The sequence below is a fragment of the Catellatospora sp. NPDC049609 genome (assembly GCF_040675365.1).
GTDB lineage: Bacteria > Actinomycetota > Actinomycetes > Mycobacteriales > Micromonosporaceae > Catellatospora.
On the sequence record NZ_JBFAOU010000012.1, the window covers coordinates 13,694 to 36,662 of the forward strand.

The following is a 22,969-nucleotide window of genomic DNA, read 5'->3' on the forward strand; positions in this document are numbered from 1 at the left end:
TGACCCCTATTCGGGAATCTCGATCCTGATCGCCGTGGGGGAGTCCTTAGCCGCAGCGTTTGCGGCAGTTATCGCCCACGGTGGATCGCTTTCACTGAGTTCCCCCCGAAAATTGCGGGACCAATAGGTGTTTGCATTGTCGGCAAACCAGAGCGTCCACTCACCCTTTTTGGGCCGCCGCACCAGGTGATGGTGCCGATGATCCGACTTCGCTGAGGCTTCGGTTTTGTACATGGGGACCTCTAGGAGTTCGTTCGGTCGCAGGGCAGAGCACAGATTCACGTCGAGAACACCGCCTTCGACACTGCGACCGGTGACTATTCGGTAAATCGGCAGTGGTGAGGCATTAAAGATGCAGAGATGTCCTGTCTTTATGTCCTGCCAGAAACCGATACTTGCCGCTTGTTCCCGAAGCTTATCGATTATCTGCTGGCGCTGAATTGCATCAGCTTTTCTATCGCGCTCAGACTCGACCATGAATAGCCGATAGGCGACGTATCCGGCAATTCCTGCAAGAACCATTCCACCAAACGATCCGATTGCGTCTACAACGCTCCAAAAATCGGCCACGCGCCGACATTAGCGCTGCAAGTCAACGCAACGACCGACTCTGGGAGGGATAGTGAACGACCACGTGAAGGCCGCGCTGTCGTGCGCGATGCGCGGCTGGCGGGTGTTCCCGCTGGTGCCCAACGCCAAAGAGCCCGCCGTGCGCGGCTGGGAGACGCGCGCCACCACCGACCCGGACCGCATCCGGCGTTGCTGGTCGTCCGGCCCGTACAACATCGGTATCGCTACCGGCCCGTCCGAGCTGGTCGTGGTCGACCTCGACCGGCTCAAGGGCGACGACCCGTTGCCCGCGCCGTGGGCGTTCTACCAGCACGGCAGTGACGTCCTGGCCGAGCTGCGCCGACGCGCCCACGCCGAGCAGGTCCCGACCCACACCGTGGCCACCGGCAGCGGCGGCACGCACCTGTACTACCGGCACCCCGCCGGGCCGGAGCTGCGCAACACACAGGGCAGGCTAGGGCCGCTGATCGACACCCGCGCCCACGGCGGCTACGTCGTCGGACCGGGCAGCGTCGTGGCCGGCCGCACGTACCCGGTTGCCGCCGACCTGCCCGTGGCCGGGCTGCCAGCGTGGCTGGCCATCGCCCTCGCCCCGGCGCCGCTGCCGGAGCAGGCTCCCGTGGTGGTCGAGCTGGGAGCCGACCGTGCCGGCCGCTACGTGGCCGCCGCGATCGACGCCCAGGTGCGCCACCTCGAGCAGGCCGCCAAAGGCACCCGTAATCACGCGCTCTACACGTCCGCGGTTGCCCTCGGGCAGCTCGTCGCGGGCGGCGCGATCCGCGCCGACCAGGTAGAGGGCCTGCTGACGCAGGCTGCCCACCGCATCGGCCTGCGGCCGATGGAGACCGCCCGCACCATCGCCTCCGGCCTGCGCGCCGGAGCCGTCCGCCCCCGGACGGTGGCAGCATGAGCGCCACCGTCCGGCACTTGGCCGCCGTCCCCACCGACCAGGCCGCGCAGGCAGGCTGGGACGCGCCGGTCCCGGTCGGCACCAACACCGCCGCGCCGCCGCCATTCCCGCTGCACGTGCTGCCTGGTTGGGCGCGCGACATGGTGGAAGCGGTCGCGGTGTTCACGCAGACCGACACGTCGATGGCCGCCGGGGTGCTGCTGTCGGTGCTGTCCACCTGCGGGGCGCGCCGCCTGGTCGTGGAGGGCAAGCCGGGCTGGCGCGAGCCGGTCAACTCCTACGTGGCGGCCGTGGCGGGGCCGGGTGAGCGCAAGACGCCCGTGCACGGCGCGATGACCCGTCCGCTGTTCCAGGCGCAGAAGCAGATGGCCGACCAGGTGAAGCCCCTGGTCGAGCAGGAAGCCGCGCGGCGCGACATCGCCCAGCGCGCCGCCGAGCAGGCCCGCGCCACCGCCGCCAAGGCCGACGCCGACAAGCGCGATGCGGCCACCGCCGAAGCGCTTGCCGCCGTGCTGGCGGTGGAGGAGATCACCGTGCCGACAATGCCACGGCTGATCATCGACGACCACACGCCTGAGGCGCTGGTATCGCGGATGGCCGAGAACGGCGGGCGCATCGCGGTCATCTCCGACGAGGGCGGGATCTTCGACACCCTGGCCGGGCGGTACTCCGGCACGCCGAACCTGGACCCCTACCTGAAGGGGTACAGCGGTGGGCACCTGTCCACCGACCGGCAGACCAGGGCGGGCGAGACGATCGAGGATCCGGCTCTCACGGTCGGGGTCATGACGCAACCTGCGGCGCTGCGCAAGTTCGGCAGCAACGCCGAGCTGTTCGGCAGGGGACTGCCGGCGCGGTTCTGGTTCATCATGCCGCGCAGCCTGGCCGGATACCGCGACCAGGACTCCCCACCCGTCCCGGCCTCGGTCGCCGACCGGTACGAGTCCACCGTTCGCACCATGGCCGTCACCCTCGCTGGATGGGACGAGCAGCGCGTGCTGACCCTCACCGCCGAGGCGAGCCGCGTCCGTGCTGCCGCTGCGGCGACCATCGAGGAGCAGTTGCGCCCCGGCGGCGCGCTGCACGACGTCCGTGAATGGGCCAACAAGCTGTTCGGGGCCATGCTGCGGCTGGCCGGGCTGCTGCACCTGGCCCACCACCCCACCGACGCGTGGCAGCGGCAGATCAGCGACGACACGATGAGCCAGGCTGCGCAGGTCACGGCATGGCTCATCGCGCACTACCAAGCCGCCGTCGCCCTGGTCCACGGTGACCCTGCGGGCGAGACCGCGCATGACGTGCTGGCCGTGCTGGTCGCCAAGGACATGCGCACCTTCACCCGCCGGGAGCTGCACCGCCGCGTCCAGCGCAAGCTCCCGCGCGCCGAGCAGGTCATGTCGGTGCTGGCCACCCTCGCTCAGCACGGATGGGTCCGCACCACGGCGGAAGGGGACTACGAGCTGCACCCCGTCGCCCACACCTACATCAACGGAGCAGCCCCTACCGGCCGTTGATCTTCCCTGTCACTGCTGTCACCGCCTGTCACCGCCCGGCGGTGACAGCAGTTCGGGCCACTTGACCAGGGCAAACACCTAACCGCAGACGTGATTGTCACCGTGTCACCGCTGTCACCGCCCCCGGCTGTCACCACCAACTAACGACCGCACAGTGTGCCGCCCGTGCCCAGCGCGGGCGGCACACCCATCGCGAGCTACCAATCCACCGCAGATCTTGGCTCAGAAACGCTCTCAGGCCGTTTCTGGTGGCACTGAACCCCCACCCCTTCCAAATAGGAGGCTGTCCATGGCCACGACCACGCCGACTAGGAACCGGCCGACCGATCAGTTGACCGTGCCTCAGGTGATCGCTGAGTTGCAGGTCTCGCGCAGCACCTTCTACGGCTGGCGAGCCGCCGGTAAAGGCCCCAAGTGTTTCCGACTTCCGAACGGTGACCTGCGCATTCGCCGGTCCGACCTTGATCGCTGGCTTGAAAGCTTGGAGGACAACGAATGAGCCGTCAACGAGGTGTGGCGCGGCCAGACCAGGGCGACCGGAAGCTGTCGCATGACGTCCGCGTCTGGAAGATCCGCACCATGGAGGGCAAGAAGCGCAAGACGTACGGCGTGCGCTGGAAGGTCGGCGGGCGGGAACACCACGACACGTTCGCTACGTACACGCTGGCCGACGCATTCCGAGCGAAGCTGATCGGCTACCAGCAGAAAGGGACGGCGTTCGACATCGCGACCGGCCTGCCTGAGCCAATGCTGAAGGAACAGGCGGAGCGCACTTGGTATCAGCACGTGGCGCAGTACGTGGACATGAAGTGGCCGAACGCCGCGCCGAAGTCCCGTAAGTCCATCGCCGAGACACTAGCCACGGCCACGGCCGCACTGGTGAAGGACGACCGGGCGGCCCCGCCCGCCGCCGATCTACGAGCGGCAGTGTACGGATGGGTGACGCGGCCGGCAGAGCGCGCTGCGGGGTTGCCGGAGCACCTTGCGCCCGCAGTGCGGTGGCTTGAGCGCAACACGGTCGCCCTGTCCGCCCTGGAAGACCGCACGAGCGGCCCGGCACTGGTGCGGGCCACCCTCGATGTCCTTGCCAGGACGGTCAAAGGCGAGCCTGCGGCAGCGAACACGATCTCTCGACGGCGGGCCGTGCTTTACAACGTGTTTGAGTACGCCGTGGAGCTAGGCGTGCTCACCGCCAACCCGATCGACTTCATTGCGTGGAAGATTCCGAAGTCGGCGGAGACGGTAGATCGCCGAGTCGTGGTGAACGCTGAACAGGCCGAACGGCTGCTGGAAGCTGTCGCCAGGCAGGGCGACATCGGGCAACGGCTGGTCGCGTTCTACGCGTGCATGTACTACGCCGCCCTCCGGCCTGCGGAGGCCATCGGCCTTACTCGGGCCAACCTGGCTGATCTGCCGAAGTCGGGGTGGGGAGAGCTGCTATTGGCTAGATCCACGCCGCGTTCGGGTACGGCGTGGAGCAACAACGGGAGAGGTCGAGAGGAGCGCGGGTTGAAGCATCGGGCCGCAGACGACACGCGGCCAGTGCCCGCGCATCCCCGGCTGGTCACGCACCTGAATAACCATGTGGAGCGATTCGACCCTGGGCAGGGTGGTCGCCTGTTCGTCGGCCCGCTAGGCGGTCTGCTCGACGAGTCGCGTTACCTGCACGTGTGGAGGGTCGCGCGGCGGAACGCGTTGTCCCCGGCTGAGGTTGCCTCGCCGCTTGCGAAGCGACCCTACGACCTCCGGCACGCGGCGGTGTCCACCTGGCTCAACGCTGGTGTGCCGCCGACTCAGGTCGCCGAGTGGGCCGGTCACAGTGTTGCGGTCCTCCTGCGGGTCTACGCCAAGTGCATCGTCGGCCAGGACAAGGAAGCGCGCAAGCGGATCGAACGGGCGACCCGGTCAGAGCAAGGCAGTTTTTCGGAACCAACTGCCGATTCGCAGCCTGGCTAGTGCGACGGTTGCAATCATGAGCTGAGCTGCGGCTCCCGAGGTGTCCAATAAAGACAAACAGGTGAACGCAACTTAGTACGTAAGGCTGCAAGCTGAAGTACGGGACTGCGACTAGCGCATTGGACTGTTAACTTGGCTCCGCCAGGGAATCCCCTCAATCCAATCCCGAAAGGCGGATGTCGAATGACTCAGTGGCTAGGTATGAGACGCGTGGCTGCTCTAGTGCTGCTGGCCAGCAGCACTGTCGTAGTGGCGGACGCGGTGGCCGCCCCTCCGGCTAGTGCGGCAGCGTACTGCCACTACAACAACGTGGCGGCGACCGGAGCTTACCTGCCGGTCGAGAAAACCGGCTCGACGGGTGACATGAGGTATCCCGCGACCCTGCATGGTGCGACGCTCACGCTGTACTCGCACACTGCCGATGCCAGCGCCAAGGTGACCGTGGATAACGGCCGAGTCGGGGACGTCGTTTCTATCGACCGATCGAACTACCTGGTCACGGGTACGGGGGAGTCCTACTTTCAGACGACCAGCTGGGTCCAGTCGCACGGCACAGGGACGTGGGACTACTGTGAAAAGACGTTGACCGGTACCTCTGGGTCGCTGGCGGGCATCGACGGTGCCCACCGATGGATCCGAGTGTGTTTGCGCCGTTCCGGCGCGCTCCAGTGTACGAACATCTGGTACGGCGACAACGACGACGAGACCGGCGACTCCACAAGGATTGCGGCCTAGGTCACGTCAACTGATCCAGGGGTGCTCACGGAATTTTCCGCGTATCTTCCGCAGACGACCGTGGACTGCCATCCTTGGCCGGTGACAGTAGGACATGCGTACGACTTAGGGGCCTAGCTGAAGATCGCTTCAGCTAGGCCCCTACCTGTATCTTTGCAAGACAACGCGTTGCCGTTACCGCCCGTGCCAACCAAGACACACAATCGGGCAGCGGTTGAGCGGACCGCCGCCGCGGGTCCCCACCCGCCCGAAAGGAAGGGCACCTTCTTAACGGTTTCCGTATAGGAAGGTGCCCTTCTTAACGCTCGGGCGGCTCTTCCTGGAGGCCCGATGTCGCGCAAGCTGATGTTCTCCCTCGTGGCGGCCGCACTGGTGGCGGCCGCGGTCACGGTCGCCGTCGCCTGGCCGGGGGAGCAGACCGCCCCGCCGGTGCCGCCCCGGCTGACCACCGTCGCGGAGATCGCCGGGCGTGGCGCCACGCTGCCGGTGACGGCGTACGAGGCCGAGCACGCGCGCACCGACGGGACGGTCCTCGGCCCGGACCGCCGCCACGGCACGCTCGCGGGCGAGGCCTCCGGCCGGATGGCCGTCACGCTGCAACCCGGCCAGTCGCTCACGATCACCCTCACCGCGCCCGCGAACGCGGTCAACGTGCGGTTCTCCATCCCGGACAGCGCCGACGGCACCGGCCAGGACGCGGCGCTCGCGGTGCAGGCCGCCGGGGCGCAGCCGCCGCCGCTGGCGCTGACCTCGCGGTACAGCTGGTTCTACGGCGGCTTCCCGTTCACGAACCTCCCCGAGCAGGGCGGGGCGCGGCACCTCTACGACAGCGCGCGCACGCTGCTCGGCGCCGACCTGCCCGCGGGCGCGACGGTCACCCTGCGCGCCGACGCCGTGCCCACCACCCTCGACCTGATCGAGTTCGAGCAGGTCGCCGGCCCGCTGCCGCGGCCCGCCGGATCGCTGTCGGTCGCCGACTTCGGCGCGGACCCGACCGGGGCGGCCCCGGCGGGGGAGGCGTTCACCGCGGCGCTGGCCGCCGCCCGCACGCAGCGCAAAGCCCTCTACGTCCCCGCCGGCCGGTACGCCGTCGCGCGGCACCTGACCCTCGACGGGGTGACGGTCCAGGGCGCGGGCATGTGGCACACCGAGCTGCGCGGCGCGGGCGTCGGCCTCTACGGCACCGCCACCCCGCAACCCGCCCAGGGGGTACGCGTCGCCGACCTCGCGATCATCGGGGAGGTGGACGAGCGCGACGACCACGCCGCGCTGGCCGGCGTCGGCGGTGCGCTCGGCGGCGGCTCCGTGCTGGAGCGCCTGTGGATCCAGCACGTCAAGGTCGGGATGTGGCTCGACGGCCCGTTCACCGGGCTGACCGTCACCGGGTGCCGCATCCTGGACGTCACCGCCGACGGCATCAACCTGCACCAGGGCGTCAGCGACGTGACCATCCGCGACAACCTGGTCCGCAACACCGGCGACGACGGCATCGCGCTGTGGTCCGAGGCCGGGCCGGACGGCTTCGAGGGCACCTACGGCGCCGACCACCACGTCACCATCGAGCGCAACACCGTGCAGCTGCCGATGCTGGCCAACGGGATCGCCCTCTACGGCGGGCACGACAACACGGTGCGGGCGAACGTCGTCGCCGACATCCAGGTCGAGGGCGGCGGGATCCACGTCGGCAACCGGTTCTCCGCCGTGCTGCTGCGCGGCACCACGGTGATCGAGGGCAACACGACGCTGCGGGCCGGGGCCGATCACCCGTTCCTGACCACGCCGATCGGGGCGCTGTGGTTCTACGCCAAGGACGCCCCGCTCACCGGGGAGGTGCTGGTGCGCGACAACGACCTGCTGGACAGCGCGTACGCCGCGGTGCAGGCCTTCGGGTCGTCGGTGAGCGGCGTGCGGATCGACGGGTTGCGGGTGCGGGGTGCGGGCACGCACGTGCTTCAGGTCCAGGCCGCGGGGTCGCTCGCGCTGACCGGTCTGGCCGTGGACGGTGTGGGCGGGCAGCCGCTGTTCCACTGCGCCGACGCCGTCGCGTTCACCGTCACGGGCACCCCGCTCGCGCCCGGCTACTGCGGGCCGTTCGCCACGCCGGTCTATCGGTACTGACGGCCTCGTCGGCGGGGAAGACCGTTCGGCGGCTTCCCCGCCGCCGGAGGATGATCGCTGGCGGCCTCGTCGACGGGGATGCTCGGCGGCTTCGTCGGGGGAGATCGCTGTTTCGGTCAGGAAGTGCTGTCAGGCTCCATCTTCTGACCAGGAACAGCGATCTTCCCCGGCCGTGACCGGAACCGTCCCCTTCCCCGGCCGGGGCCGTCCCCTTGCCGACGGGGCCGGGACCGTCGCGTGCAAGTGGCTTGCATGTGAGTGTTCTACACTTGCGCGATGGCGCGGAGGCTGGCCGAGGTGGCCAAACATGTGGGGGTCAGCGAGGCCACGGTCTCGCGGGTGCTCAACGGCAAGCCCGGCATCTCCGACGCCACCCGCGCGGCGGTGCTGTCCGCGCTCGACGTGCTCGGCTACGAGCGGCCCACCAAGCTGCGCGGCGAGCGCGCCCGGCTGGTCGGGATCGTGCTGCCCGAGATGCAGAACCCCATCTTCCCCGGGTTCGCCGAGGTCATGGCGGGGGCGCTGGCCAAGCGCGGGTTCACCCCGGTGCTGTGCGCCCGCACGATCGACGGGGTGCCCGAGTCGGAGTACGTCAACATCCTGCTGGAGCAGAACGTCTCCGGCGTGATCTTCGCCAGCGGCCTCTACCAGCAGACCAAGGCCGCGCACGAGCACTACGCCCGGCTGCGCGAGCGGGGCCTGCCCACGGTGCTGATCAACGCGACCGCCGACGGCCTGCGCTTCCCGCGGGTGTGCACCGACGAGGAGCACGCGGTCGAGCAGGCGTACGCCCACCTCGCGGCGCTGGGCCACGAGCGGGTCGGGCTGGTCCTGGGGCCGCCGGACCACGTGCCCTCGGCCCGCAAGCTCGCCGCGTACCGCACCGCCCGTGCGGGCGCGGCGGAGTTCGTCGCGCACGGCGCGCTGACGATGGAGGAGGGCCACGCCGCCGCGGCGCGGCTCATCGCCGAGGGCGCGACCGGGCTGATCTGCGCCAGCGACGTGCTGGCGATCGGCGCCATGCGGGCGGTGCGCCGGCTCGGCAAGCAGGTGCCGGCCGACGTCTCGGTGGTGGGCTTCGACGACTCGGGGCTGATGGCGTTCACCGACCCGCCGCTGACCACGGTGCGCCAGCCGGTCGTCGCGATGGGGCAGGCCGCGGTCGCGCTGCTGATCAGCCAGATCGACGCCGAGCAGGTGCCCGACGACGAGCTGCTGTTCGAGCCCGAGCTGGTGGTGCGCGCCTCGACCGGCCCCGCTCCGGCCTGACCGCCCGCCCAGCCACCCCCATTGTCAGCGGAGCAGAACGCCAACCTCAGTCGTCGGCGGAGCGGAACGCCGCTTCGGTCGTCCGGCCGGGCGGAACGCCGTCTCAGTCGTCGGCGGAGCGGAACGAGGCCAGGCTGGTGCCGTCCTCGGTGCGGGTGAGCAGGGCCAGGTAGCGGCCGGGGTCGGCCTCGGCGATCGCCCTGGCCTGGATCACCAGGTGGTGCTGGTCCGGCAGGTAGTGGCCCTCGTCCAGCAGGAAGCCGCGGGCCAGCCAGTCGCGGGTGGGCGCGTGCTCGGTCGTGACGAAAGCCTCCAGGCAGGCCGCCCGATACCAGCCGCGCAGGTCGGCGACCCGGTCGTCCGCCAGGCGGCTCGCCGCGGTGGGCCGCCCGTCCAGCAGCGCCTCGTCGGAGTCGTACACCAGCGTCACCTGCGACCAGTGCCAGGCCCGCACCGCACAGACCTTCAGGTGCGGATGCCCCCAGGCGACCGTCTGGATCAGGTGGGTCTGCACCCGGCGCCGGCCGACCACCTCGACGAGCGGCTCGACCAGCTGGCGGTTGAGGGACTCGTCCTCGTCGTGCACGACCGCGTGCAGCAGGGGCTCGGCCAGCTCGACGGCTCTGGCCCGCTGCTCGCGCAGCTGCGCGGCGAGCAGGGCGCGCTTGTCGCGACGTCGGCGGGCCGACACCGCAGCCTCGTCGGGATCGAGCGGGCGCGACGGGTCTTGCCACCTCGGGAGGAACTTGGCCAGCAGCTCGTCGAGCCGCTCCTCGAATCCGGCATGGAGCGCGCCGTCCTGCCACGAGTCCATCAGCACATCATGCGGCCTGCCGGACAGCGCGGTAAACCGCGGCGTCCGGCAGGCGACGGCACGGATCAGAGGCAGCGGTCTTGAGGGTGGCGATCCGACCGGGTGCGATGGCGCCGCGCGGAGCGGGCGGCAGCTGAGCCATACACCCGAAAACTTCCTCACGATCTGCCCATAATGGGGCGGATCGCCGAGCCGGAGGAGGCAGGGTGACACCGCGGCTCAGTGTGGTCGTCCCGTTCTTCGACGTCGCCGAGTACATCAGCGACTGCCTGGAGTCGCTGCGCCGCCAGACCCTGCGCGAGCTGGAGGTGATCGTCGTCGACGACGGCTCGCGCGACGGCAGCGCGGGCATCGCCGAGCGCTTCTGCGCCGCCGACCCGCGCTTCCGCCTGGTCCGCCAGCAGAACCAGGGCCTCGGCCCGGCCCGCAACACCGGCGCCCGCGAGGCCGCGGGGGAGTACCTGACCTTCGTCGACAGCGACGACGTGGTGCCCGCGCACGCGTACGAGGCACTGGTCGGCTCGCTGGACCGCACCGGCTCGTCGCTGGCGGCCGGCGGTGCGCGGCGCTTCGACGGCTCGTTCGGGGTGTGGGAGTCGTGGCTGCACCGGGTGCCGTTCGCCCGCGACCGGCGCGCCTGCCACGTGCTGGACTTCCCCGCGCTGGCGCTGGACCGGATGGTGTGGAACAAGGTGTTCCGCCGCTCCTTCTGGGAGGAGTTCGGCTACGCCTTCCCGGCGATCCGCTACGAGGACTACCCGGTCACGCTGCGGGCGCATCTCGACGCGGTGACCGTGGACTGCCTGGCCGCGCCGGTCTACTACTGGCGCGAGCGCGACGGCGGCGGGTCCATCACCCAGCGGCGGTACGAGTACGCCAACCTGCGCGACCGGGTCGTGTCGGCCGAGCTGGTGCTCGACGTCGTGGACGCGCAGGCGCCCGAGCTGCGCCCGCCGGTGCACCGCCACTTCGCCCAGATCGATCTGGTCACGCTCGTGGAGGCGTTCGGTGCGGCCGACGGGCCGGACACCGCCGAGCTCGCCGCGCTCGGCCGGCGGCTGGCCGACCGGCTCGACAGCCGGGTCGTCGCCACGATGGCCCCGCTGGACCGGCTGCACCACCACGCGCTGCGGGCCGGCGACGTCGAGCTGCTGCGGCGGCTGGCCCTGTTCCGGGAGTCGGCCGACCCGGCCCGCGCTCCCCGGGCGGCGCGCCGGCCGGTGGTGCCGTGGGCGTACGAGCTGCGCTACCCGGAGCTGGGCGGCCCGCGGCGGCTGGCCCGGCTCACGGCACGGTCGCTGTACCTCTACACCACCGTCACCGAGGTGGACTGGCGCGACGGCGAGCTCGTGGTGAGCGGCACCGCGGAGATCCGGCACCTGCGCATGGACGAGCGGGCCGCGGTGCGGGTGACGCTGCTGAGCGGGCAGGACCCCGGCACGCCGCTGCCGGTCGAGCGGTCGGTGGCGGTGGACTCGCACGGCGAGCGCAGCGACTGCGGCTTCACGGTGCGGATACCGGGGCCGGTGCTGGCCCGGATCACCCCGGGCCGGGCCGCGCACCTGGCCGTGGAGGTGACGCACGGCCGGGTGCACCGCCGGGGCGTGCTGCGCCACCTGCGGGCGGGCAACGCCGAGGCCGCCGCGGGCGCGTGGGTCAGCGGCACGGGCTGGCTGCAGCCGTACGCCGCGCCGGACGGGCGGCTGCTGCTGCGCCACGAGCGCGACCCGGGCCGGCTCACCTCGGCGTCCATCCGCGACGGCCAGCTCGTGCTGGCCGGGCGGCTGCCGCCGGACGCGGGCACCCGGCTGCACCTGACCGGCCGCTGGGGCGGCCCGCGCCCGCTGCCGTGCGAGGTCCGCCCCGCCGCAGGCGGCACCGCGTTCACCGTCCGGCTGCCACTGGCCCGGCTGCACGCCGGCCGGGAGCCCGACGACCCGGTCACCGGGCTCACCGTGTGGCCCGTCCAGATCACCGCCAGCGGCCGGCCGCTGCTGGCCACCGGCCTGCACGAGACGGTCGGCTGCCTGCACGACGGCCGCCTCTACACGGTGGGCCGGGGCGCCGAGGGCCGCGCCGTGCTCGCTGAACGGCCGCCGCGGCTGCTCGCCGACGAGGCCGCGCTGCGAGACGACCGCACGGTCGCGGCCGGGGGACGGCTGTGGGTGCCCGCCGACGGCATGACCCTGGTGTGGCGCGGCACCGGCCCGTCGCGGGGCACCCCGGACCTGCCGTGCACCGTGTCCACCGGCGCCGGCCGCTGGACCGCGACCCTGGCCTGGCGGGACTTGCTCGGCGCGGGCGACGGCGGCGGCAGCGGCGAGTGGACGCTGTTCACCCAGCCCGCCGACGGCATGGCGTACCCGGTGGTCGCGGACGGATTCCTGGCCGGGCGCAGCGCGGTCACCCTGCGCGCGGGCCGGGTCGAGCTGGTGCTGCGTCCGCTGGCCGACCGGTTGCGGGTCGAGGTCCACGACGGGGGCGCGGGGGGCCGGACGCCATGACCGACACCCGGCCCGGCCCGGCGGACACGCGGCCGGCGGAGGTCGCCGGAGCCGCGCCCGCACGCGACGCCGACGACACCCGCCCCGCCTGCACCGGGGCCGTGCTGCGACGCCTGCTGCGCGACGTGCTGCCGCCGCACGGCCGCGTGCTGCTCGCCGGGCCGCACGCCGCCGACGTGATCGCGCTGGTCGCCCGGAGTGGCGCCCACACCACCGTGCTGGTGGGCGACGCGGGGCAGGCTCGGGAGGCGGCCGCGGCGGCGTATCCGGGCAGCGTCGACCTGCGTACGGGCGCCGTCGGCGAACCCGTCGACCAGCCGCCGTTCGACGTCGTGCTCGCCGTCGACGGACTCGACCGCGTGCCCGGACTTGACGGCCCAGGCCTGTCCTGGCCGCACCGGCTGCGCCTGCTGGCTGGCTACGCCGCGGGGATGTGCCGGACCGAGCCGGACAGGGTGGGCGTACCCGTCTTCGTGGTCGGCTGCGGGAACGCGTTCTCGCTGGTCAGGTTGCTTGACGCCCGCCCATTCGGGCAGCGCCCCGCAGACCCGCCCGAAACATCGTCACCGGTGACGGGCGACCTCGCCGCGCGGCCCGCGTCACCCGGCGCGCTGGCCGCGGCGCTGGCGGAGGCCGGGATCGCCGACGGCGCGGTGTACGCGGCGTTCGGGCCGGACGGTGAACCGCACACGATCCTCGACACCGCGACCGTGCTCGGCCCCGGTGGGTTCGCCGCGCGGGCGGCCGTTCGGGGCATGGAGGCCGCCGCGAGCGGGATGCCGCTGCTCCGCCCGGTCGCCGAGGCGGCCGAGTCCGCCGTGCGTGCCGGGCTGCTGGCCGCGGTGCCCGCGCGGTGGCTCGCCGTGTCCGGCGCGCGGGCGCGGGCCCTCTACACCCGGGGCGGGGCGGAACTGGTCGTCGCGGCGGACCCCGAGCCGGACGGCTGGCGGGTCACCGGTGACGTGGACGTCCCGCCGCAGGGCCGGGCGGTGCCCGACCCGGCCGTCCCGCCGCTGCGCGCCCGCGCCGAGGCCACGCGGCCTGTCCGCGTCGAGACCACGTCGCCGCCACCTGCCCACGCGGAGACCGCGCCGCCGCCGGCCGTCCGCGCCGAGGCCGTGTCGCCGCTGTACGTGTCCGCCGGTGGTGTTCCGGCGCGGGTGCCCGAGGGCGGGACCGTCGAGCGGCTGCTGCGCGGGCAGGCCGCGGCGGGCGACGTGACCGCGGTGCGCGTGCTGGCCGCGGAGATCGGGGCGTGGCTGCGCGCGTACCACGCCGTGCGGCCGGACGCGCTGGTGTGCCTGGACGACCTGGTGCCCGCCGGGCCCGCGCTGGTGCCGGGGGTGCTCGGCTGGGCGTGGGCCGAGCCGGTCGGGTCCGGCGAGGTGCTGGCCGCGGCCTGGTTCCGCTGGCACGAGCGGCTCGCGGCGGCGGGGGCCCCGCATCCGTGGCCGCCGTGGATGAGCGCGGACGACCTGGTCGCGGTATGGCTGGACGCGGCGGGCGAGCCGCCCGGACCCGAGATCCTGGCGCAGGGGCGGCGGATCGCCGCGGCGCTGCGGGCCGCCGAGGGGGTGCCCGCGACGCCGGCGGATCTGCGTACCGCGCTGACGGTGGCGGCGTCGGCGCGCGAGCACACCGCGGAGCTGTCCGAGCACATCGGGGCCCTGTCCCGGACGCTGCGGCTGCGCGACGAGCAGTTGCAGGTGCGGGAGCGGCACATCCGGGAGCAGCGGGCGCAGCTGCGCCGCATCCGCGGCTCGCGCAGCTTCCGCCTGGTGCGCCTGCTGCAGCAGTTGTGGCATCCCCGCGAGCTGGCCCGCGCCGTGGCCCGCCGGCTGCACCTGCGTTAGGGACCGGACTGGTACGACGCCAGCAGGCGGTTCTCCTCGGCGTGCTTCGGGTACGCCAGCGAGACCAGCACGATGCCGACCACGATGGCCAGCGCGGCGGCCGAGTACGCCCAGCGGTCGCCCGCCAGGAACGCCTCCTTCGCCGCCTGGATGATCTGCGTCGAGTACTCCGGGTAACGCTGCGCCGTCTGCGCGGCGCTGGCGAAGGACTTCTGCAGCTCCGCCTCGGTGGCCTGGCTGACCTGCTGGGACTCGGGCGAGTCGGTGATCTGCGTGGCGAACGACTTGGTGTACCCGGCGGTCAGCAGCGCGCCGAGCAGCGACTGCATGATCGCGCCGCCGAGGTCGCGCTGCAGGTCGGCGGTGCCCGAGGCCATGCCGGCCCGCTGCACCGGCACCGAGCTGGTGAGCGCGCGCGAGGCGGGCGTGCCGGCGAACCCGATCCCGATGCCGACCAGCGCGTACGCCAGCGCGACCCGCCAGTACGGGATGCCCTCCTGCCACAGCAGCAGCATGGTGAGGAAGCCCGCGAGCAGGAACACGTACCCGCACAGCAGGGTGAAGCGGGAGCCGTACCGCTCGATCAGCTTGGCCGAGCGCGGCGCGACCATCGTCATCAGCAGCGGCGAGGGCAGGATCGCGGCCCCGCTCTGCAGCGTGGTGTAGCCGAGCACGTTCTGCATGAACTGCTGGCCGATGAACAGCGAGCCCATCAGCGAGCCGAACACGATGATCCCGGCGAGCGCGGCCACCCAGAACGTGCGCCGCGAGGCCACGTTCAGGTCGTAGAGCGGGTTCGGGGCGCGGCGCTGGCGCAGCACGAACGCGACGGCGGCGGCCAGGGCGACCAGGAACAGCCCGGCCACGGCCGCCCCGGCGCCGGGCGTGGGCGCGAAGTTGAGCCCCAGCACGAGCGCCGCGACGAGCAGCACGGACAGGATGCCGCCGAGGTTGTCGACGGGTTCGGTGGTCTCGTTGACGTGCGCGGGGACGTTGCGCGACGCGAGGAACAGCGCGACCAGCGCCAGCGGCAGGGTGAGCAGGAAGACCGAGCCCCACCAGAACCACTGCAGCACCAGGCCGGACAGCATCGGCCCCGTCGCCGAGATGGCCCCGCCGATGGCCGACCACAGCGCGATGGCCCGGGTCCGCTGCGGCCCCGACCACAGGGCGGTGATCAGGGCGAGGGTGGTCGGGTACGCCATGCCGGCGGCGAGGCCGCCCAGGATGCGCGACAGTACCAGCATGACGTCGGAGACGGAGTAGGCGGCCAGCAGGCTGGCGGGGATCGCCAGGCCGGTGCCGACGAGCAGCAGCAGCTTGCGGCCGTAGTGGTCGCCGACGGCGCCGAGGTAGAGCACCGAGGCGGCCAGGCCGAGCGAGTAGCCGACCGCGACCAGGTTGAGCGCGGTCTGCGAGGAGTCGAACGCCCGGCCGATGGACGGCAGCGCGACGTTGGCGACGGACAGGTTGAGGTTGGCCACCGCGGCGACCAGGATCAGCGTGCCGAGCACGAGTGCCTGGCGCGCCGGGGCGGTGCCGGACGCCGCCGGAGTGGCCGTCATGCTCCCGCCTTTCTGCCGGCGCGCTGGTGCGGACGTACTCACCAGGCTATGACGGCATAAGTCGCATAAATTCGCCAATCTCCTTTTTGGCTGCCGCTCCGTGTGGGCGATCTTGTGCGGTTCGTGTCGTCGGGGCGACGCGAACTGCACAAGATCCGGCACGCGGCGGCCTCGGCGAGTGGCCGGCCCCGGTAGCATCGCCGCCGTGGCAGAGGGTCTCGCGCAGCGGCTGGCCGCCGTGCCGGGCGTCGTCGGCGTGGTGCTGGGCGGCAGCCGGGCCCGCGGCGAGCACCGTCCCGACAGCGACACCGACCTCGGTGTGTACTACCGCGGCAGGCTCGACGTGGACGCGCTGCGGGCGCTGGCCGCCGAGGTGGCCACCGAGCATGACGTCTACGGCCCGGGCGACTGGGGTCCGTGGGTGGACGGCGGCGCCTGGCTCACCGTGGACGGCCGCGCCGTCGACTGGATCTACCGCGACCTGGACCGGGTACGCGCCGTGTGGGCGGACTGCCAGGCGGGCCGGTACACCGTGGAGCGCCAGGCCGGCCACCCGCTCGGTTTCTACAGCCACGCCTACGCGGGCGAGCTGGCCCTGTGCCGGGTGCTCGCCGATCCGACCGGCGAGCTCGGCGAACTGCGCGAGCAGACGCTGACCTACCCCGCCCCGCTCGGGGACGCGCTGGTCGGCGGCCTGTGGGAGGCGGAGTTCTCCATCGCCGGAGCGCGCAAGGTGCCGGGTGACCGGGTGTACGTCGCCGGGTGCATGTTCCGCGCGGTCGGCGTGATGGCGCAGGCCCTGCACGGCCGGGCCGGCCGCTGGACCATCAACGAGAAGGGCCTCGTCGCGTCCGCGGCCCGACTGCCACTGGCTCCGGCCGGGTTCGGGGAACGCGCCGAGACGGCACTGACCGACCTGGACGCGGCCTCGGACCTGCTCGACCGGGTGCGGGTCGCGGTCGGTGACCCGCCCGCGGGCTCGCCGGTCGGTGACGCGGCCACGGGCTCGCCATCTCCCTGATCCAGCACGACGTCTCGTACTGGCCACCGCATGGCACTCCTGCCCGGCGGGGCCCGGTGCTGCTTGCCCTGCGCCGCCCGGCGCGGCACGGTATCGGGGTGACGACTCCCGAGGTCCGGCTGGACGAGATCGTGATCGTGCCCTACGACCCGCGCTGGCCGGAGCTGTTCGCGCAGCAGCGGGACGCGGTCGCGGCGGCGCTCGCGCCGGTGCTGGTCGGGCCGGTCGAGCACATCGGCAGCACGTCGGTGCCCGGCCTGGCGGCAAAGCCGATCATCGACATGCTGGCCAGGGTCACCGACTACCGGCAGGCGGCCGCGTGCCGGGCGGCGATGGCGCGGATCGGCTGGACGCACGCCCCCGAGCCCGCCGACGAGCAGCTGCGGCGCTGGTCGTACTGCTTTCCCGACGCCGCCCGGCGCAGCCATCACCTGCACGTGGTCGAGCACGCGTCCACGGGCTGGCCGACCTGGCTCGCCTTCCGTGACCGGCTGCGCGCCGACCCGGCCGCGGCCGGGCGGTACGCCGCGCTCAAGGCGGACCTGGCGGCCCGCGACCGGCACGACCGGCCCGCCTACCGCGCGGGCAAGGCGCCGTTCATCGAGGGCGTGCTGTCCGGCGGGAGCTGAGGCGGGGCCGGTGGCGGGTCATCGAGGTGACCCGCCTCAACTGTCGTGGAAGCGGGTGGGTGGGGATGGATGTGCGGGCCGCGGTCGGTGCGCTGCCGCGTGAGCCGGGCGTGTACCGGTTCCGCGACGCGCGCGGGCGTGCCATGTACGCCGGCCGGGCGGTGGACCTGCGCCGCCGGGTCGGCTCGTACTGGCGGGACCTCGGCGACCGGCCGCACCTGGCGCGGATGGTGCGGGCGGTGGCCCGGATCGAGGCCGTGGTCTGCGACTCCGAGCACGAGGCGGCCTGGCTCGAACGCAACGTGCTGGAGCACCGGATGCCGCCCGCGAACCGGGTGCCGGGCGGGCTGGAGACGCCGGTGCACATCCGGCTCGACAGCTCGGCCGCGACGCCGGGGCTGAAGGTCGTGCACCTGCCCACGCCGCGCCGGGACACCGCCTGGTTCGGCCCGTACCTGGGCGGCCAGCGGGCGCGCACCACCGTCGCGGCGCTGCACCGGGCGTTCCCGCTGCACTACACCGGGGCGGCGCTCACCGTCGCCGAGCGGGAGATGGCCCGCGCCCGCGGCGTCGGCCCCGAGCGGCGGGACGAGCTGGTCGGGGCGGTGCGCGCGGTGCTGGACCGCGATCCCGCCGCCGTCGCGGCGTTGCGCGCCGAGCTGGTCCGGCGGCGGCAGGCCGCCTCCGACGAGGCCGCGTACGAGCTGGCCGGGCGCATCCAGGGCGAGCTGGAGGCGCTGGAGTGGACGGTCGCGCCGCAGCGGGTCACCGTCGCGACGGCGTACGACCTCGACGTGTCGGGCTGGCATGAGGGCACGCTGGTGTCGTTCACCATCCGGGGCGGCCGGATGCGGGACTGGCGGCAGCGCGCCTGCTCGGCCCGGGCCGCGCAGCAGCACCTCGACGCCACCCCGCCGCCCTGGCGGGAGTTCGCCGGGCGCAACGCCGTGCTGGCCGCGACGCTCGCGGCACACGCAGGCCGACCGGCGCGCGGATCGTGACCTGGCGCGCCGAGCAACGGCGCGTTAAGAAGGTGCCCTTCCTCTACGCAGGGCGTTAAGAAGGTGCCCTTCCTTGCCTTAATGGGGTTGCCGGGGTGGGTGGGGCGGGTCAGGATCGACGCACGATGAGGTTCGTCCTACATGACAAGACGCGGCGTGGATTCGCCGCCGAGAGCCTGGCGGGGTTGTCCGTCGGGGACGCGCTGGGAGCGCAGTACTTCATGGTCGGGCGCAGGGTCGCCGACCTCGTGGCGGGCGTCGTCCCGCCGCCGGTCTGGGAGTGGACCGACGACACCGAGATGGCCTGCTCGGTCACCTGGATGCTGAACGAGGCCGGGCGGATCGACCCGGACCGGCTCGCCGAGGCGTTCGCGCAGCGCTGCGAGCCCCACCGCGGGTACGGCGTGGGCGCGTTCGTGATCCTGCGGCGGGTGCGCGGCCCCGCGTCCTGGCAGCAGGCCGCGACCGAGGCGTTCGAGGGGCAGGGCTCGTGCGGCAACGGTGCCGCGATGCGGGTCGCGCCGGTGGGGGCGTACTTCCCGGACGATCCGCGCCGGGCGGCCGAGGAGGCCGTCGCCTCGGCGATGGTCACCCATGCCCACCCGGAGGGGGTCGCCGGGGCGGTCGCCGTGGCCGTCGCGGCCGGTCAGGCCTGCGCCGGGCGGCTGTCCGGCACCCGGCCCAAGCCGGGCCCGTTCATCGACGCGGTGCGGGCGCTCACCCCGCCGGGCCGGGTGCACCGCGGGCTCGGCCGGGCGCGCCGGATGCTGCACCTGCCCGCCGCCGAGGCCGCGTACGAGCTGGGCAACGGCGCCGCGATCACCGCCCAGGACACCGTGCCGTTCACCATCTGGGTCGCGGCGCGGCTGCTGCACGACTACCCGGCGGCGATCCGCACCTGCGTCGAGGCGGGCGGGGACGTGGACACCACCGCCGCGATCGTGGGCGGCGTCGTGGCCGCGTACACCGGGATCGCGGGTATCCCCGCGCAGTGGCTGGCGTCGCGGGAACCCCTGCCCGCCTGGGCGGGCTGACGCCGCGACCGTGATCGGTGCGCCGCCCGCACCGCCGGGCGGGGCCTCGATCACCGCAGCTGGGGGGCGACCTCCGTGGCGACCAGCTCCAGGTGGTCGAGGTCGGTCAGGTCGAGGGTCTGCAGGTAGATCCGTTCCGCGCCGATCGCGGCGTACCGGCCGATCTTGTCGACGATCTCGGCCGGGGAACCGGCCAGGCCGTTGGCCCGCAGCTCGTCCTCGGCCCGGCCGATGGCGGCCGCGCGCCGTCTCACCTCGGCCGGGGTGCGCCCGCAGCACAGCACCAGTGCGTTGGACAGCCGCAGCGTGCCGGGATCGCGCCCGGCCCGCGCGCAGGCCGTCCGGACGCGGCCGAACTGGGCCGCGCTGTCCTCGACGCTCGCGAACGGCATGTTGAACTCGTCGGCGAACCGGGCCGCGAGCACCGGGGTGCGCCGCTTGCCGCCGCCGCCGAGCAGGATCGGCGGGTGCGGCTGCTGCGCGGGCTTGGGCAGCGCGGGGGAGCGGGTCAGCGTGTAGTGCTTGCCGTGGAAGTCGAAGCTGCCCCCGGCGGGCGTGCTCCACAAGCCCTGGATGATCTGCAGCTGCTCGCCCAGCCGGTCGAAGCGCTCGCCGACCTCGGGGAACGGGATGCCGTACGCCTCGTGCTCCTCGGTGAACCAGCCCGCGCCCAGCCCCAGCTCGACGCGGCCGCCGCTCATCGCGTCGACCTGCGCCACGCTGATCGCCAGCGGCCCGGGGAACCGGAACGTCGCCGCGGTCATCAGCGTGCCGAGCCGGATCCGGCGGGTGTCGCGGGCCAGCCCGGCCAGCGTGATCCAGGCGTCGGTCGGCCCCGGCAGGCCGCTGACGTCGCCCATCTTCAGGTAGTGATCGGACCGGAAGAACGCGCCGTACCCGGCGTCCTCGGCGCAGCGGGCCACCGCGAGCAGCTGTTCGTACGACGCGCCCTGCTGGGGCTCGGTGAAGACGCGCAACTCCATGGTCCGAGCCTAGATCCCCGCCCGTCCCGGCCAGGCGGGGACCGCGTACCGGCTGTCGCTTGTCTGTCAGTTAAGAATGTTGCAAGATGGCGTCTTCGATGAGTCTCGATGCCGGGCCGCCCGGAGCCCGGCGGCGCCGGAACGGTCCAGGGGGTCCGCCGCGTGCTGCTCGTCTACTCCGGCCGCCACAAGGCCGCGTCCAGCTGGTCCCGCGCCATCCTGCGGGAGGCCGCCGCCGTCCTCGGCCTGAACATGGTCACCGTCATCGCGCCCGAGCAGTGGGCGCCGTACGGCTCGCTCGCCGAGCTGGTCAGGCAGGAGCGGGTCGACCTGCTGTCGCTGACCAACATCCAGCAGCGGCACTACGCGACGCTGCCGCCCCGGCGCACCGTCAACGTCATCCGCGACCCGCGCGACATCGTGGTCTCGGGATACTTCAGCCACCGCAACACCCACGCCGTGCAGGCGCTGGGGGTGACCTGGCACGAGCTGATCGGCCACCGGGCGCGCCTGCTGGAGCTGGACGTCGCGGACGGGCTGCTGGAGGAGATCGAGTTCAGCGGGTACTTCCTCGACCACATGGACACCTGGGACTACCACCAGCCGGAGGTCCTCGAGCTGCGCATGGAGGACCAGATCGGCGACCAGGTGGCGGTGTGGACCCGGATCTTCGAGCACTACGGGCTGCTGGTCCCGCAGCGGACCGTCGGCGGGTGGATCCGCACCGCGGCGGTGAAGTGGCGCCTGGGCGCGCTGCGGGCCGAGCCCGGCACCGCCCGGCTGCGGCGCGTGCTGCCCGCGCCCCGGCTGCGCCGGCTGCCGGCGTCGTACGTGCCGCTCGCGGTGGGCTACCACACCTTCACCCGGCTGTCGTACTCCGACCGGCGGCCCGGCGAGGCGGACGAGATGAACCACTACCGCAAGGGCGTCCCGGGCGACTGGCGCAACTACTTCACCGAGCGGCACCGCAAGGCCTTCCGCGCGCGGTACGGCGACCTGGCGGAGCGGCTGGGCTACCCCGCCGACTAGCGGGGACCTGCCCGTTGAGGCGGACGGGCAGCGGTCGGAGATCGCGGTCTGCGGCCGGAATCCGCAGTCCCGCCGCAGCATCCGACCGTGGCCATCGATATTCGGTCGCGCAGCCGGGCGGCACCTGAGTGTGGCGTCGATCACTCCGGATGCGACGGTCGCCCGGAAGGGGTAGTTTTCGTTTCGTGACATTCAGCGCGCTCACCGGTCCAATCCGGTGGGTCGCGCGCCTTTCCGCACGGCTGCTGACCGCGCTGGCGCTGATGAGCCTGCTGCTGGCGCCGGCCGCGGCCCGTGCCGCCGAGCCCGCCCCGCAGCCGCGCGCCGAGCAGTCCGCCGTCACCGCGCGGGTCGAGGAGGAGCGGGCACCGTCCGCCCGCCCGGCCGCCGCCGTCCACATCGGATGTGTCGCCGCCGTCGAGGCCGCCCGGCCGCTTCCGGCCGTCGCGGCGCCGCTCGACCCGGCCCATCCCGGGGCGCAGGGCTGCCGCGCGCCGCCGGTGCGGTAACACCCGACAGCCGAGTTCCGCGGCATTCCGCCGGTTTCGTCCCGGCGCTTTCCGGTGATGACACCGGTATGCCCGCCGGTCGGCGCAGCTTCGTAGGCTCCCTGCCCGTGCGCCGCGAACACCCTTCCGCCTTCGCGACACATCTCGTCGCGCCCACCCCTCAGCCACCCCGAGGTGTTGCTCATGAACGTCGTCCTGGACATCTTCGTGCGTGACCTGCCCAGCGCCCTGCTGGCCTGGTCCGTGCTCGCCCTGCTGGCCGTCGCGTCGATCGGCGTGCTGGCCGCGTACACCCGCCAGTCCGAGCCGCAGGCCCCGGCGCCCGCGCCCGAGCTGCTGCAGCGGCAGCAGGAGCTGCTGACCGCGCACGCCCAGACGCTGGTCCGCAAGGCCCGCGAGGCGACCGCCGCAGCCGAGCGCGCCGCCGCGGCGGCCCGGCGCCGCCGCGAGGAGTGGCTGGCCGCGCAGGAGGTGGCCGAGCGCGCCTGGCAGAACTACGACGAGGCCGACTCGCAGGCGCGCCGGGTGCTGACGGCGTCCGCGCTGCCCCTGCCGCGCACCCCGCAGACCCCCGCCGAGTACGCGTTCCGCGAGCGCTACCTGCACCGCTCGGCGATGTCGGCGTGCTCGCACAACCGCCTGTCCGCGCTGGAGCTGAGCGACGCGCTGGCGCACCGCGAGGGCTGGGACCCGCGCCGCCACCCGATCGAGCAGGAGGCGATGCTGTCGAAGATGGCGCGGGCCTCGCTGCGCACCGCGTACCGCCGGGCCTCCGAGACGGAGAAGCAGGCGTGGCTGGCGACCGAGGCGGCGACGGCCGCGGCGCAGTCGCTGCGGGCCGCCGCGCACACCGCGCAGATGCGCGCCCGCCGGGCGACCCGCCGGCTGAACCCGGCCGACCCGGCCGGCGACGGCCTCGCCCCGCAGGAGTGAGCCGCTCGTGTCCCGCGGACGC

The 22,969-nt window shown here is 73.0% G+C and carries 20 protein-coding genes; 16 read left to right on the top strand and 4 right to left on the bottom strand.

Going from position 1 to position 22,969, the window contains the following annotated elements; translation table 11 throughout:
• Positions 1–6 precede the first annotated feature (6 nt).
• On the bottom strand, positions 7–570 hold the full coding sequence (locus tag AB0J67_RS05660; RefSeq protein WP_363476608.1) for a hypothetical protein: 564 nt from the start codon (positions 568–570) through the stop codon (positions 7–9).
• A gap of 52 nt (positions 571–622) precedes the next feature.
• On the opposite strand from AB0J67_RS05660, the gene AB0J67_RS05665 reads away from it, so the two are divergent.
• The 7 genes from AB0J67_RS05665 to AB0J67_RS05695 all read left to right on the top strand — a co-directional run bounded on the left by AB0J67_RS05665 (position 623) and on the right by AB0J67_RS05695 (position 9,072).
• A complete protein-coding gene (locus AB0J67_RS05665) occupies positions 623–1,480 on the top strand; it encodes a bifunctional DNA primase/polymerase (RefSeq protein ID WP_363476610.1) in 858 nt (285 codons plus the stop codon).
• Positions 1,477–2,994 (top strand): YfjI family protein, encoded by a 1,518-nt coding sequence (locus tag AB0J67_RS05670; RefSeq protein WP_363476611.1) that lies wholly within the window; start codon positions 1,477–1,479, stop codon positions 2,992–2,994. Before AB0J67_RS05665 ends, AB0J67_RS05670 begins: the two co-directional genes overlap by 4 nt.
• Positions 2,995–3,283: 289 nt before the next feature.
• Positions 3,284–3,493 carry a helix-turn-helix domain-containing protein gene (locus AB0J67_RS05675; RefSeq protein ID WP_363476613.1) on the top strand — a complete coding sequence of 70 codons (210 nt, stop codon included), beginning with the start codon at positions 3,284–3,286 and terminating at the stop codon, positions 3,491–3,493.
• Positions 3,490–4,950, top strand: a complete 1,461-nt coding sequence (locus tag AB0J67_RS05680; RefSeq protein ID WP_363476615.1) for an integrase — start codon at positions 3,490–3,492, stop codon at positions 4,948–4,950. Before AB0J67_RS05675 ends, AB0J67_RS05680 begins: the two co-directional genes overlap by 4 nt.
• Before the next feature lie 210 nt (positions 4,951–5,160).
• Positions 5,161–5,685, top strand: a complete 525-nt coding sequence (locus AB0J67_RS05685) for a hypothetical protein (RefSeq protein ID WP_363476616.1) — start codon at positions 5,161–5,163, stop codon at positions 5,683–5,685.
• Positions 5,686–6,015: 330 nt separating this feature from the next.
• On the top strand, positions 6,016–7,803 hold the full coding sequence (locus AB0J67_RS05690; protein WP_363476618.1) for a glycosyl hydrolase family 28-related protein: 1,788 nt from the start codon (positions 6,016–6,018) through the stop codon (positions 7,801–7,803).
• Between the two features lie 276 nt (positions 7,804–8,079).
• Complete coding sequence (locus AB0J67_RS05695; RefSeq protein WP_363476620.1) at positions 8,080–9,072, top strand: LacI family DNA-binding transcriptional regulator; 993 nt, start codon at positions 8,080–8,082, stop codon at positions 9,070–9,072.
• A 103-nt stretch (positions 9,073–9,175) separates the two neighbouring features.
• Here the strand turns inward: AB0J67_RS05695 and AB0J67_RS05700 are convergent, their stop codons facing one another.
• On the bottom strand, positions 9,176–9,886 hold the full coding sequence (locus tag AB0J67_RS05700) for a hypothetical protein (RefSeq protein WP_363476622.1): 711 nt from the start codon (positions 9,884–9,886) through the stop codon (positions 9,176–9,178).
• Between the two features lie 206 nt (positions 9,887–10,092).
• Here AB0J67_RS05700 and AB0J67_RS05705 point away from each other — a divergent pair, with 206 nt between their 5' ends.
• Complete coding sequence (locus AB0J67_RS05705; protein WP_363476624.1) at positions 10,093–12,390, top strand: glycosyltransferase family 2 protein; 2,298 nt, start codon at positions 10,093–10,095, stop codon at positions 12,388–12,390.
• A complete protein-coding gene (locus AB0J67_RS05710; protein ID WP_363476625.1) occupies positions 12,387–14,243 on the top strand; it encodes a hypothetical protein in 1,857 nt (618 codons plus the stop codon). The genes AB0J67_RS05705 and AB0J67_RS05710 overlap by 4 nt, the downstream gene beginning before the upstream one ends.
• Here AB0J67_RS05710 and AB0J67_RS05715 read toward each other — a convergent pair.
• Positions 14,240–15,808, bottom strand: a complete 1,569-nt coding sequence (locus AB0J67_RS05715; RefSeq protein ID WP_363476627.1) for an MFS transporter — start codon at positions 15,806–15,808, stop codon at positions 14,240–14,242. The two genes, AB0J67_RS05710 and AB0J67_RS05715, sit on opposite strands and share 4 nt — an antisense overlap.
• Positions 15,809–16,013: 205 nt before the next feature.
• Between AB0J67_RS05715 and AB0J67_RS05720 the strand changes: the two genes are divergently transcribed.
• The 4 genes from AB0J67_RS05720 to AB0J67_RS05735 all read left to right on the top strand — a co-directional run bounded on the left by AB0J67_RS05720 (position 16,014) and on the right by AB0J67_RS05735 (position 19,493).
• Positions 16,014–16,829 carry a nucleotidyltransferase domain-containing protein gene (locus AB0J67_RS05720; protein ID WP_363476629.1) on the top strand — a complete coding sequence of 272 codons (816 nt, stop codon included), beginning with the start codon at positions 16,014–16,016 and terminating at the stop codon, positions 16,827–16,829.
• A gap of 98 nt (positions 16,830–16,927) precedes the next feature.
• Positions 16,928–17,458 (top strand): GrpB family protein, encoded by a 531-nt coding sequence (locus AB0J67_RS05725; RefSeq protein ID WP_363476631.1) that lies wholly within the window; start codon positions 16,928–16,930, stop codon positions 17,456–17,458.
• 65 nt (positions 17,459–17,523) lie between these two features.
• Positions 17,524–18,459, top strand: a complete 936-nt coding sequence (locus tag AB0J67_RS05730; RefSeq protein ID WP_363476633.1) for a GIY-YIG nuclease family protein — start codon at positions 17,524–17,526, stop codon at positions 18,457–18,459.
• Positions 18,460–18,584: 125 nt separating this feature from the next.
• Positions 18,585–19,493 (top strand): ADP-ribosylglycohydrolase family protein, encoded by a 909-nt coding sequence (locus AB0J67_RS05735; protein WP_363476635.1) that lies wholly within the window; start codon positions 18,585–18,587, stop codon positions 19,491–19,493.
• Positions 19,494–19,543: 50 nt separating this feature from the next.
• On the opposite strand, the gene AB0J67_RS05740 is transcribed toward AB0J67_RS05735, so the two are convergent.
• Entirely contained in the window at positions 19,544–20,476 is a 933-nt protein-coding gene (locus AB0J67_RS05740) for an LLM class F420-dependent oxidoreductase (protein ID WP_363476637.1), read from the bottom strand.
• 108 nt (positions 20,477–20,584) lie between these two features.
• Here AB0J67_RS05740 and AB0J67_RS05745 point away from each other — a divergent pair, with 108 nt between their 5' ends.
• The 3 genes from AB0J67_RS05745 to AB0J67_RS05755 all read left to right on the top strand — a co-directional run bounded on the left by AB0J67_RS05745 (position 20,585) and on the right by AB0J67_RS05755 (position 22,947).
• Positions 20,585–21,505 carry a sulfotransferase domain-containing protein gene (locus tag AB0J67_RS05745; RefSeq protein WP_363476639.1) on the top strand — a complete coding sequence of 307 codons (921 nt, stop codon included), beginning with the start codon at positions 20,585–20,587 and terminating at the stop codon, positions 21,503–21,505.
• 185 nt (positions 21,506–21,690) lie between these two features.
• Positions 21,691–22,014 (top strand): hypothetical protein, encoded by a 324-nt coding sequence (locus tag AB0J67_RS05750; protein WP_363476641.1) that lies wholly within the window; start codon positions 21,691–21,693, stop codon positions 22,012–22,014.
• 183 nt (positions 22,015–22,197) lie between these two features.
• A complete protein-coding gene (locus AB0J67_RS05755) occupies positions 22,198–22,947 on the top strand; it encodes a hypothetical protein (protein ID WP_363476643.1) in 750 nt (249 codons plus the stop codon).
• Positions 22,948–22,969: the final 22 nt, after the last annotated feature.

Excerpts from the sequence above, each read along its gene's own strand:
- AB0J67_RS05680 (WP_363476615.1), top strand. The coding sequence starts at position 3,490 with ATGAGCCGTCAACGAGGTGTGGCGCGGCCAGACCAGGGCGACCGGAAG.
- AB0J67_RS05700 (WP_363476622.1), bottom strand. The coding sequence starts at position 9,886 with ATGGACTCGTGGCAGGACGGCGCGCTCCATGCCGGATTCGAGGAGCGG.
- AB0J67_RS05715 (WP_363476627.1), bottom strand. The coding sequence starts at position 15,808 with ATGACGGCCACTCCGGCGGCGTCCGGCACCGCCCCGGCGCGCCAGGCA.
- AB0J67_RS05755 (WP_363476643.1), top strand. The coding sequence starts at position 22,198 with ATGAACGTCGTCCTGGACATCTTCGTGCGTGACCTGCCCAGCGCCCTG.
- AB0J67_RS05695 (WP_363476620.1), top strand. The coding sequence starts at position 8,080 with ATGGCGCGGAGGCTGGCCGAGGTGGCCAAACATGTGGGGGTCAGCGAG.
- AB0J67_RS05740 (WP_363476637.1), bottom strand. The coding sequence starts at position 20,476 with ATGGAGTTGCGCGTCTTCACCGAGCCCCAGCAGGGCGCGTCGTACGAA.
- AB0J67_RS05710 (WP_363476625.1), top strand. The coding sequence starts at position 12,387 with ATGACCGACACCCGGCCCGGCCCGGCGGACACGCGGCCGGCGGAGGTC.
- AB0J67_RS05745 (WP_363476639.1), top strand. The coding sequence starts at position 20,585 with ATGCCGGGCCGCCCGGAGCCCGGCGGCGCCGGAACGGTCCAGGGGGTC.
- AB0J67_RS05670 (WP_363476611.1), top strand. The coding sequence starts at position 1,477 with ATGAGCGCCACCGTCCGGCACTTGGCCGCCGTCCCCACCGACCAGGCC.
- AB0J67_RS05735 (WP_363476635.1), top strand. The coding sequence starts at position 18,585 with ATGAGGTTCGTCCTACATGACAAGACGCGGCGTGGATTCGCCGCCGAG.
- AB0J67_RS05675 (WP_363476613.1), top strand. The coding sequence starts at position 3,284 with ATGGCCACGACCACGCCGACTAGGAACCGGCCGACCGATCAGTTGACC.
- AB0J67_RS05690 (WP_363476618.1), top strand. The coding sequence starts at position 6,016 with ATGTCGCGCAAGCTGATGTTCTCCCTCGTGGCGGCCGCACTGGTGGCG.
- AB0J67_RS05730 (WP_363476633.1), top strand. The coding sequence starts at position 17,524 with ATGGATGTGCGGGCCGCGGTCGGTGCGCTGCCGCGTGAGCCGGGCGTG.